This is a genomic window from Enterobacter sp. EGD-HP1 (genome assembly GCF_000733275.2).
Taxonomy (GTDB): Bacteria; Pseudomonadota; Gammaproteobacteria; order Enterobacterales; family Enterobacteriaceae; genus Enterobacter.
This window is the reverse complement of record NZ_AVOP01000006.1, coordinates 90,761-101,236: the sequence shown is the minus strand read 5'-3', so window position 1 is coordinate 101,236 and position 10,476 is coordinate 90,761. Positions and strand designations below refer to the sequence as shown.

Sequence of the window (10,476 nt, the reverse complement as noted above, 5' to 3'; positions counted from 1 at the left end):
GGAAAGCAATGGACTCGATCACGCGGGTGATGTCTTCGATGCGTTTTGACGCTTCGCGAATGTCGTCCATAGTCGACACAGCGTGGGTGACCGTCTCACCGCCCTGATGAACCGCGAGCGAGGTTTCACCTACCAGCTGCTGGGTTTGCTCCATGTTAGCGGCATTTTGCTGCACGGTGGCGGCCAGCTGCTCCATGCTGGCGGACGTCTCTTCCACGCTGCTGGCCTGCTTGTTGATCTGCTCTGAAATCTCGCCAGTGTCGGCGGCCAGCGCGTTGGTGCCTGAATGGATCTCGCCTGCAGCCTCACGGACCTGCAGCACAATTTTTTGCAGGCCGCCGCCGATGCCGTTGATAGCATCGATCAGCTGACCCACTTCGTCCTGGCGCGTCACCGGCAGGCTGGAACGGAGATCCCCTGCGGCATATTGCCGGGCAAGATGGATCACATTGCGCAGCGGTCGGGTCAGCACGCGGCGAATCAGGACCACGAACAGGCCAGCAAACAGGATGGATAAGACCACTCCAGCCAGCAGGAAACGATCGCGCATGGCGGTGACGCTTGAGAGCAGCACCGATTTATCCACTTCGCCCACGATAGTCCAGTTCCAGCCCGGCAGCGGGGTATAGGCCATTTTCAGCGTGCGACCATCGTCGCTTACGCGCTCCAGCGTGCCGGGTTTGTCACTCAGAAGCTGTTGTTGTGTTGTGCCGTCCCACTTCGGCAGTTTTCCCTCTTCGCTGTTATGGAACAGGTATTGCCCGCGCGTTTTACCGTTGCTGCGATCCAGCACAAAGAAGTGACCGCTCTCGCCCAACCGGCGGTTGAGGATTTTCTCACGCATGACGTTCCAGGAGTGGGTGATGTCCACCCCGACAAAGACGATCGCAATCACCTGTCCTTCGGCGTTTTTAACGGGCTGGTACTGAGTGATGTAGCGTTTGCCAAACAGCAGTGCCAGGCCGCGGTAGACTTCACCTTTGCTGACGGCGGCAAAGGCCGGGCTGGCGTTATCCAGAACGGTACCCATTGCCCGATCGCCGTTCTCTTTGCGCAGCGACGTGGCTACGCGAACAAAATCGTTACCGCTGCGTACAAACAGCGTCGAAATGGCTCCCGTACGGTTCAGGAACTCGTCTGATAGGGTGTTGTTTTCATGCAGCCCGGTTTCTCCGCCTTTCAGAAGCGGAACGCTAAGCCTGTTAATCGTCTGGGTTTGGGAAGTATCAATGTTCAGGGGCTGCGGTAAAAAGGTGGTGAACAGACGGGTATAGCTCTCAACCTCTTCACTCAGGCTGGTGTTAAACATCTGCACCATGTCGACCATGCCGGTGGACTGATTATGCAGATCTTCTACCGCAAGGGCTTCAAGCTGCTGGCTGGCTTTTTGGCTGAGCAGAAAAGTAAAAAGCAGAAACAGCGTGGCGACACTGACGCCCGTAAGCAGTGACAGCTTCGTACCCAGGCCTGCACGGCGAAAAACGTTGATCATAAATTGCTCATCATTGAAAAGGTATGGTTCTTCAACGGCAGAGCGGGGATTACGTTTACTGAATTAATGTAACAAAATGTTATTTTATTGTTCTTAATTGGTTTTGTATAAGATAAAAAATTTGCAAAAATGAAAAGCCACTAAAAATAAGTGGCTTTTATCAGGAGGGAGATTACACGTAGAGAATGGCCTGTACCCGCCAGCGATCGATATGGTTATCTTCCTGCATCTGGATGATGCGATACCATGAAGCACCCTGCTCATCGGCCTTTAATGCCACGACACGTTCAACGTCCTGCGGGCTTCCCGAGATATTATTCACGGAGATCTGGCCAATTTCATTCAGGCCAGTCACGCAGTCAGCACTGGCGAATTCTGCTGACTGCGCGGTGGTGCTCACCAGGCCTGCTGAGAGCAACAGTGAGGTCAAAGCAAGAGTTCGTTTCATCGTCAGCTCCATTTCACATATATCCGGTATCCGCCGGGCAATCCTTCGCAAATAAACTCCCTTCCATTGACGCGGGCATGGAGTTTATTGTGGACAGGAAAATGTCTATGGACGCAAAGCAGTGTAAATCTCGTTCAAAGGAAAACCATTATTTCCGGTACAAAATGGCCTGTGAATACCACTGTCCCGTTATGATGGTTTCGTCGATCATAATGATGACGTAATAATCTGCTTTGGCGGCGACGGCTTGTGCTTTTATTGCTGATTCTGCGTCATCCGGAGAGCCGCGAACCAGCGCGGAGACGGTGCCCATTCGTTGTAATCCTTCCGTCTGATTACGACGAATCTCCTGTGGATGATCGGCGACCGGTGGAGCGGGTTGCGGCGTACCCTGCAGCGCGCTACAGCCACTCAGCAGAAACACCAGCAATAAAGCAGCAAACCTGCGCATAACCATATCTCGTTTCCTGATAGCCATAGTGTAGTTGTCTGTGAATTTAGTTTTGGGGGAATGTTCCCGAAGTGTTATCTGGGACGTATATTTCGAATGAAAATGACGTGAAAGCGTAACCCAGTTCTCAACATTATGAATCATACATTCGCACAGGGTCGACAATGATTGAAATTGAAATACGCCACCTCGGCGACCATGAAATTTTACACGCGATGCCAGCGGGTAAACGTGATAAACCGCTGCCTGTTGTGGTTTTTTATCACGGGTTTACCTCATCGAAGCTGGTTTACAGTTATTTTGCGGTAGCGCTGGCACAGGCGGGTTTTCGCGTGGTAATGCCAGATGCACCAGACCACGGCGCACGCTTTATGGGTAACGAACAGGCGCGGCTGGGGCAGTTCTGGCAGATTCTGCACGGTAGCCTGACCGAGTTTGCCGGGCTGCGCGATGCGCTTTATGAGGCTGGGCTGGTGGCCGACAATCGTCTGGCGGTAGCCGGGGCGTCGATGGGGGGTATGACGGCGCTGGGGATTATGACGCATCACCCTGAAGTGACGTCTGTCGCCTGTCTGATGGGCTCGGGCTACTTTACGTCGCTGGCGAAGACGCTTTTTCCCCCGCAGGATTTAACGGAAATGACCGCGATGCTGGCAGAGTGGGAAGTGACCCGGGCATTGCCACGCGTGGCCGATCGCCCACTGCTGCTGTGGCACGGTGACGCGGATGATGTGGTTCCGCCCGAGGGAACCTTCCGTCTGCAGCAGGCGTTAATAAATGAAGGACTGGACGATAATCTGACCTGTTTGTGGGAATCGGGCGTCCGCCACCGCATCACGCCAACGGCGCTGGACGCCACGGTGGCCTTTTTCCGCCAGCATCTTTAGACGCGCAGGACTTTCACCCCCAGATCTTCCAGCTTCTGGAGGATCTCAGGGTTGGCGCCTTTGCCAGTGATCACCATGTCGATCTGTTCGGCACGGCTGAATAACATCCCTGCGCGCTCGCCCACTTTGGTGCTGTCGACCAGCACAACGAGCTTGCCCACAACGTTAAGCATGTTCTGCTCCGCCATCGCGGTTAGCATATCGGTCTTATACAGGCCATCCGCCGTCAGGCCTTTGCCGCTGGTAAACATCCAGTGTCCGGCATAGAGACTATTCTCGCTGTCCTGAGGGCTAAGGGTGATGGACTGGCTTTTGTTGTACTGGCCGCCCATGATCACCACGCTCTCATGCTCCTGATCGATGAGATAGTTGGCGAGCGGTAAGTAGTTGGTGATGATCTGCACCGGCTTGCCGCACATTTCACGACCCAGCAGAAACGCCGTGGAGCCGCAGTTGATGACCACGCTCTCGCCGGGATTCACCAGCTGCGACGCGGCTCTGGCGATCCGTACTTTTTCATCATGATTCTGCGCCTGATGAATATTCATCGGCGTCCAGCGGGGGCGCTGCTGGCTGATGGCTTCCGCACCGTTGCGGACCTTTTTCAGCTTGCCGCTTTCATCCAGCTTGTTAATGTCTCGCCGTGCCGTTGCCGGGGAGATCCCTAAACGTTCGATCACTTTCTCGACGGTGATAAACCCTGTTTGCGCCAGGAGTTCCAGGAGAATTTGATGCCGTTGCGCTTCCGTCATGAGCTATTCCGATAAGAATTGATTTGAAAAGATGATATTTGAAATAGCGTGAAATTACTAAAAGAAATATGGCATCGCCAGACATCACGTCTGGCGATTTGGCTGCACAATCAGAGGAAGGACTTGAACGGCAGGTCTGGCTCAATGGTGAAGCAATCATCGAAACCACGTGGATAGTGATATTCCAGATTATCTTTGTCCAGTGGCCAGGTGAACTTGCCGCCGACCTGCCAGATGAACGGCTTGAAGCCATACTTCAGGCGGTCTTTTTTCATTTCCCACAGCACGCGGATTTCCTGCGGATCGGCCTGGAAGTTTGACCAGATATCGTGGTGGAACGGGATAACCACTTTGGTATTCAGCGCTTCCGCCATGCGCAGCATATCGGCGCTGGTCATTTTGTCGGTAATGCCGCGCGGGTTCTCACCGTAGGAGCCCAGCGCCACGTCGATCTGGTGCTCGTTACCGTGCTTCGCGTAATAGTTGGAGTAGTGAGAGTCGCCGCTGTGGTACAGGGAACCGCCAGGGGTTTTAAACAGGTAGTTGACCGCACGCTCATCCATACCGTCCGGCAGAACGCCAGCGGCTTTCTGGTCGGCTGGCAGGGTAATCAATGCGGTACGGTCAAAGGCATCCAGCGCATGGATTTCAATATCTTTGATTTTCACCACGTCGCCAGGCTTCATCACGATGCAGCGCTCTTTCGGCACGCCCCAGCCAATCCAGAGATCCACGCAGGTCTGTGGCCCGATAAACGGCACGTCGTCCGCGCAGTTTTGCATCACCGCTGCCGCCACGTTCACGTCGATATGATCGTTGTGATCGTGAGTAGAAAGGACGGCGTCGATCTGGCGAATGGCAAACGGATCAAGCACAAACGGTGTGGTACGCAGGTTCGGCTGCAGTTTTTCTACGCCCGCCATGCGCTGCATCTGATGGCCTTTTTTCATCAGGGGGTTGCCGTGGCTCTGCTTGCCGGTGCCGCACCAGAAATCGACGCAGATATTGGCGCCACCCTCTGATTTCAGCCAGATGCCGGTACAGCCCAGCCACCACATTGCAAACGTGCCAGGAGCAACCTGTTCCTGCTCAATCTCTTCATTCAGCCAGCTGCCCCACTCCGGGAAGGTGCTCAGAATCCATGACTCACGGGTGATGGTGTTCACTTTACTCATCGTTTTGACTCCTGGTTTAATCAAAAGTAATCACTATGTGATTCGTTATGATTAATGCTGTCACCATTTGATGCGCTTTGCAATGGCAAAAATGAGGAATTTTATCTGCTCGACTTCACGGACTCTGCGCTTCTTCCTTGTTAGACTATCCCGCAATAAATATTAATTACATGAATTATAAAGATTAATTCATTTTCTGTGTACGGTACTGAAAATCATTACTAACACCGTGGAAATAATTTGCGTGATACGTCACAAATAATCAGATTCAATCTTGTGGTGATTATTTGTGATTAATAGAGTGATGGCACCAACCACACAGGGATTGCCCCTCGTGTTCTCATTTTTGGAGAGAGTTATGGAGATCCTCTACAACGTCTTTACCGTGTTCTTTAATCAGGTAATGACCAACGCCCCGCTGCTGCTGGGTATCGTGACGTGCCTGGGCTATATCCTGCTGCGCAAAAGCGTCAGCGTGATTATCAAAGGCACCATCAAAACCATTATCGGTTTCATGCTGTTGCAGGCGGGGTCAGGCATTCTGACCAGCACCTTCAAGCCGGTCGTCGCCAAAATGTCTGAGGTGTATGGCATCAACGGTGCCATCTCTGACACCTACGCCTCAATGATGGCGACCATCGACCGCATGGGTGATGCCTATAGCTGGGTGGGTTATGCGGTTCTGCTCGCCTTGGCGCTGAACATCATTTACGTTCTTCTGCGCCGTATTACCGGCATTCGCACCATCATGCTTACCGGGCACATCATGTTCCAGCAGGCGGGGCTGATCGCGGTTTCTCTCTATATCTTCGGCTACCCAATGTGGACCACGATTATCTGCACCGCGGTGTTGGTTTCGCTCTACTGGGGTATCACCTCCAACATGATGTACAAGCCAACCCAGGAAGTGACTGACGGCTGTGGCTTTTCCATCGGTCACCAGCAGCAGTTCGCCTCATGGATTGCCTATAAAGTTGCGCCGTACCTGGGCAAAAAAGAAGAGAGCGTTGAAGACCTTAAGCTGCCGGGCTGGCTGAATATCTTCCATGACAATATCGTCTCCACCGCCATTGTGATGACCATCTTCTTCGGCGCCATTCTGCTCTCCTTCGGCATTGATGTTGTTCAGGCTATGGCGGGTAAAACCCACTGGACGGTTTATATCCTGCAGACCGGCTTCTCCTTCGCGGTGGCTATTTTCATCATCACTCAAGGCGTGCGCATGTTCGTCGCCGAACTGTCGGAAGCCTTCAACGGTATCTCACAGCGCCTGATCCCCGGAGCGGTGCTGGCGATTGACTGTGCCGCTATCTACAGCTTCGCGCCAAACGCGGTGGTCTGGGGCTTTATGTGGGGCACCATCGGCCAGCTGATTGCGGTGGGCATCCTGGTCGGCTGCGGCTCTTCAATCCTGATTATTCCTGGCTTTATTCCGATGTTCTTCTCCAACGCCACCATCGGCGTGTTTGCTAACCACTTTGGCGGCTGGCGCGCAGCGCTCAAGATCTGCCTGGTGATGGGCATGGTTGAAATCTTCGGGTGCGTGTGGGCGGTCAAGCTCACCGGTATGAGTGCCTGGATGGGCATGGCGGACTGGTCAATTCTGGCACCGCCGATGATGCAGGGCTTTGCCTCCGTCGGGCTGGTCTTTATGGCCGTCATCATCCTGATTGCTCTTACTTATATGTTCTTCGCTGGCCGTTCGCTGCGGGCTGAAGAAGATGCGGAAAAACAAACAGCAGAAGTGTCTGCTCATTAAGGAGTTTCGATTATGACCGTACGTATCCTGGCTGTGTGTGGCAATGGGCAAGGCAGCTCCATGATCATGAAGATGAAAGTGGACCAGTTTTTAACCCAGTCAAACATCGACCACACGGTGAACAGCTGCGCAGTGGGTGAATACAAAAGTGAACTGAACGGCGCGGACATCATCATCGCCTCTACCCATATCGCCGGCGAAATTAGCGTGTCTGGCAATAAATATGTGGTGGGCGTGCGCAACATGCTGTCGCCTGCGGATTTCGGACCAAAACTGCTGGAAGTGATTAAAGAACACTTCCCACAAGACGTGAAGTAAGGACGCCATATGAAACTACGTGATTCGCTGGCAGAGAATAACTCCATCCTTTTACAGGCTGAGGCCAGCACCTGGCAGGAAGCGGTGAAGCTGAGCGTGGATCTGCTGGTTAAGGCTGACGTTGTCGAGCCGCGATACTACCAGGCCATTCTTGATGGCGTCGCGCAGCACGGCCCTTACTTTGTGATAGCGCCTGGGCTGGCAATGCCGCACGGGCGTCCTGAAGAGGGCGTGAAGAAAACCGGCTTCGCGCTGGTGACGCTGAAAACGCCGCTGGTATTCAACCATGAAGATAACGACCCGGTCGATATCCTGATCACCATGGCCGCCGTGGATGCCAACACCCACCAGGAGGTGGGCATCATGCAGATCGTCAATCTGTTTGATGACGAAGCCAATTTCGACCGTTTACGCGCCTGCCGTACCGAGCAGGAAGTGCTGGATTTAATTGATAACGCCAATGCGGCGGCAGTCTAAGAGGAATTGAACATGTCATTACCAATGTTGCAGGTTGCGCTGGATAACCAAACTCTGTCCCACGCTTACGAAACCACCCGCCTGATTGCGGAAGAAGTCGACATCATCGAAGTGGGCACCATTCTGTGCGTGGGCGAAGGCGTCCGTGCCGTTCGCGACCTGAAGGCGCTCTATCCGCATAAAATCGTGCTGGCGGATGCCAAGATCGCCGATGCAGGCAAAATCCTTTCCCGCATGTGCTTCGAAGCGAATGCTGACTGGGTCACCGTGATCTGCTGTGCGGATATCAACACCGCCAAAGGCGCGCTGGACGTGGCAAAAGAGTTTAACGGCGACGTGCAGATTGAGCTGACCGGCTTCTGGACCTGGGAGCAGGCCCAGGAGTGGCGTGACGCGGGCATTCAGCAGGTGGTTTACCACCGTAGCCGCGATGCGCAGGCCGCAGGGGTGGCGTGGGGCGAAGCGGATATCAGTGCTATCAAACGTCTGGCGGATATGGGCTTCAAAGTCACCGTCACCGGCGGCCTGGCGCTGGAAGATCTGCCGCTGTTCCAGGGGATCCCGATTCACGTCTTTATTGCCGGTCGTAGCATTCGTGATGCGGCGTCTCCGGTGGAAGCGGCGCGTCAGTTCAAACGCTCAATCGCTCAGCTTTGGGGCTAAGGAGCGGGTATGTTGTCAAAACAGGTCCCGCTTGGCATCTATGAAAAGGCACTCCCTGCGGGGGAGTGCTGGCTGGAGCGGTTACAGCTGGCAAAACAGCTGGGTTTCGATTTTGTCGAAATGTCCGTGGATGAGACGGACGATCGTCTCTCTCGCCTCGACTGGAACCGCGAACAGCGGCTGGCGCTGGTGAGCGCCGTCGCTGAAACGGGCGTGCGCGTGCCGTCCATGTGCCTGAGCGCCCACCGTCGTTTTCCGCTCGGCAGCGAAGACGATGCCGTGCGCGCGCAGGGGCTGGCGATCATGCGTAAAGCCATTCGCTTTGCGCAGGATGTCGGTATCCGCGTGATCCAGCTGGCGGGTTATGACGTTTACTATCAGGAAGCCAACGATGAAACGCGCCGTCGTTTCCGTGACGGCCTGAAGGAGAGCGTTGAGATGGCAAGCCGCGCGCAGGTCACGCTGGCGATGGAGATCATGGACTACCCGTTGATGAACTCCATCAGCAAGGCGCTGGGCTACGCGCACTACCTGAATAACCCGTGGTTCCAGCTTTATCCCGATATCGGCAACCTGTCTGCATGGGATAACGACGTGCAGATGGAGCTGCAGGCGGGCGTCGGGCATATCGTGGCGGTGCACGTCAAAGATACCCGACCTGGCGTGTTTAAAAACGTACCGTTCGGCACCGGGGTGGTGGATTTCGAACGGTGCTTCGAAACGCTCAGGCAGACAGGCTATTGCGGGCCGTACCTGATTGAGATGTGGAGCGAGACGTCGGACGACCCGGCTGCGGAAGTGGCGAAGGCACGGGACTGGGTGCGCGAACGTATGGCGCGTGCAGGGTTGCTGGAGGCTGAACATGCTTAAGCTTAAACAGCAGGTCTTTGAAGCCAACATGGATCTGCCGCGCTATGGTCTGGTCACGTTCACCTGGGGCAATGTGAGCGCAATCGACCGCGAGCAGGGGCTGATCGTGATTAAGCCGAGCGGCGTGGCGTATGACACCATGAAAGCAGACGATATGGTTGTCGTGGATCTCGACGGAAACGTCGTGGAGGGAAAATGGCGTCCCTCTTCAGATACCGCTACCCATCTGGCGCTGTACCGGCGTTATCCGTCCCTTGGCGGCGTGGTGCATACCCACTCCACGCACGCGACGGCCTGGGCACAGGCGGGGCTGCCCATCCCGGCGCTGGGCACGACCCACGCGGACTACTTCTTTGGCGACATTCCCTGCACGCGCGCATTAACGCAGGCTGAAGTGGAAGGCGAATACGAGCTCAACACCGGTAATGTCATCATCGAAACGTTGGGTGAAAGCGAACCGCTGCATACGCCGGGTATTGTGGTCTATCAGCACGGCCCGTTCGCCTGGGGAAAAGATGCCCACGACGCCGTCCATAATGCGGTCGTCATGGAGGAAGTGGCACGTATGGCGTGGATTGCCCGCGGCATCAACCCACAGCTTCAGGGCATTGATGACTACCTGATGAACAAGCATTTCATGCGCAAGCACGGCCCGAATGCCTACTACGGGCAGAAGTGAATAAGTGCTCTGGAATACCGAAAAACAGTTGTAACCGGTGGTATTCCGGAGCCATTCACAAAAAAAAGCCCCCGGGCAGGGGGCAACGTCAACTATGGCTATGTTCTCGTTGTTGGCTTTCCTGGTGCTAGCGTTAAAGCGTTATCGGTAAATATCTGCACTGGCGTGCATATTGCCGTTGCTGCCGGGCTCACGGGTTAACATCACGTGATAATAGGTTGCGCCCTGCGCATCGGTTTCTTCGTTTAATGCCTGATCTGCTTCACTTTCCGTGGCGAAATTATGATTGATGTAAATTACGCCCAAGCTTTGCACATCATCCATGTTTCTGGCCTGTCGGCTGTCTATCTTGATGGCTGCCATCGCGTTTGCACTAAGCAAAAGCGCCGCCATTATGGCTAATGCGATTTTTTTCATGATATGCGCTCCACGACTACGTGCTGCGAGAGGGGGGATACTCCTTCTTTAATTCAGGTGATCTCTGATTAAAGTGTAATCACTCATC

Annotated in this window: 13 protein-coding genes; 7 read left to right on the top strand and 6 right to left on the bottom strand. The window is 54.4% G+C overall.

Annotated elements, in window-relative coordinates; translation table 11 throughout:
• From N037_RS06970 to bsmA, 3 genes are all read right to left on the bottom strand, one after another.
• A partial coding sequence (locus N037_RS06970; RefSeq protein ID WP_032639880.1) for a methyl-accepting chemotaxis protein occupies positions 1-1,492 on the bottom strand: 1,492 nt, incomplete at its 3' end.
• A gap of 172 nt (positions 1,493-1,664) precedes the next feature.
• Entirely contained in the window at positions 1,665-1,952 is a 288-nt protein-coding gene (gene yjfN, locus N037_RS06965; RefSeq protein WP_032639878.1) for a DUF1471 family protease activator YjfN, read from the bottom strand.
• Between the two features lie 136 nt (positions 1,953-2,088).
• Positions 2,089-2,418: a biofilm peroxide resistance protein BsmA gene (bsmA, locus tag N037_RS06960; protein ID WP_071787435.1), complete on the bottom strand. Its 330-nt coding sequence runs from the start codon at positions 2,416-2,418 to the stop codon at positions 2,089-2,091.
• A 137-nt stretch (positions 2,419-2,555) separates the two neighbouring features.
• Here bsmA and yjfP point away from each other — a divergent pair, with 137 nt between their 5' ends.
• Positions 2,556-3,278: an esterase gene (yjfP, locus tag N037_RS06955; RefSeq protein ID WP_023334261.1), complete on the top strand. Its 723-nt coding sequence runs from the start codon at positions 2,556-2,558 to the stop codon at positions 3,276-3,278.
• On the opposite strand, the gene ulaR is transcribed toward yjfP, so the two are convergent.
• Complete coding sequence (gene ulaR, locus N037_RS06950; RefSeq protein ID WP_032639876.1) at positions 3,275-4,030, bottom strand: HTH-type transcriptional regulator UlaR; 756 nt, start codon at positions 4,028-4,030, stop codon at positions 3,275-3,277. The genes yjfP and ulaR overlap by 4 nt on opposite strands.
• A 110-nt stretch (positions 4,031-4,140) precedes the next feature.
• The gene (gene ulaG / locus N037_RS06945) at positions 4,141-5,205 is read right to left on the bottom strand and encodes an L-ascorbate 6-phosphate lactonase (RefSeq protein ID WP_010427455.1); all 1,065 of its coding nucleotides are present in this window, start codon (positions 5,203-5,205) and stop codon (positions 4,141-4,143) included.
• Between the two features lie 358 nt (positions 5,206-5,563).
• Here ulaG and ulaA point away from each other — a divergent pair, with 358 nt between their 5' ends.
• Genes ulaA through N037_RS06915 form a run of 6 tightly spaced genes read left to right on the top strand, consistent with a single transcriptional unit; the run spans position 5,564 to position 9,971 of the window.
• Complete coding sequence (ulaA, locus tag N037_RS06940) at positions 5,564-6,964, top strand: PTS ascorbate transporter subunit IIC (RefSeq protein ID WP_023334263.1); 1,401 nt, start codon at positions 5,564-5,566, stop codon at positions 6,962-6,964.
• A gap of 12 nt (positions 6,965-6,976) precedes the next feature.
• Positions 6,977-7,282, top strand: coding sequence for a PTS ascorbate transporter subunit IIB (ulaB, locus tag N037_RS06935; protein ID WP_003856022.1), 306 nt, complete (start codon positions 6,977-6,979; stop codon positions 7,280-7,282).
• A 9-nt stretch (positions 7,283-7,291) separates the two neighbouring features.
• Complete coding sequence (gene ulaC / locus N037_RS06930) at positions 7,292-7,759, top strand: PTS ascorbate transporter subunit IIA (protein WP_023334264.1); 468 nt, start codon at positions 7,292-7,294, stop codon at positions 7,757-7,759.
• Positions 7,760-7,771: 12 nt separating this feature from the next.
• Positions 7,772-8,422 carry a 3-keto-L-gulonate-6-phosphate decarboxylase UlaD gene (gene ulaD, locus N037_RS06925; protein ID WP_023334265.1) on the top strand — a complete coding sequence of 217 codons (651 nt, stop codon included), beginning with the start codon at positions 7,772-7,774 and terminating at the stop codon, positions 8,420-8,422.
• A 9-nt stretch (positions 8,423-8,431) separates the two neighbouring features.
• Positions 8,432-9,292: an L-ribulose-5-phosphate 3-epimerase gene (locus N037_RS06920; RefSeq protein WP_032639874.1), complete on the top strand. Its 861-nt coding sequence runs from the start codon at positions 8,432-8,434 to the stop codon at positions 9,290-9,292.
• Positions 9,285-9,971, top strand: coding sequence for an L-ribulose-5-phosphate 4-epimerase (locus N037_RS06915; RefSeq protein ID WP_032639872.1), 687 nt, complete (start codon positions 9,285-9,287; stop codon positions 9,969-9,971). Before N037_RS06920 ends, N037_RS06915 begins: the two co-directional genes overlap by 8 nt.
• 141 nt (positions 9,972-10,112) lie before the next feature.
• Here N037_RS06915 and yjfY read toward each other — a convergent pair whose 3' ends face one another.
• A complete protein-coding gene (gene yjfY / locus N037_RS06910) occupies positions 10,113-10,388 on the bottom strand; it encodes a DUF1471 family protein YjfY (RefSeq protein WP_010427445.1) in 276 nt (91 codons plus the stop codon).
• Positions 10,389-10,476 lie beyond the last annotated feature (88 nt).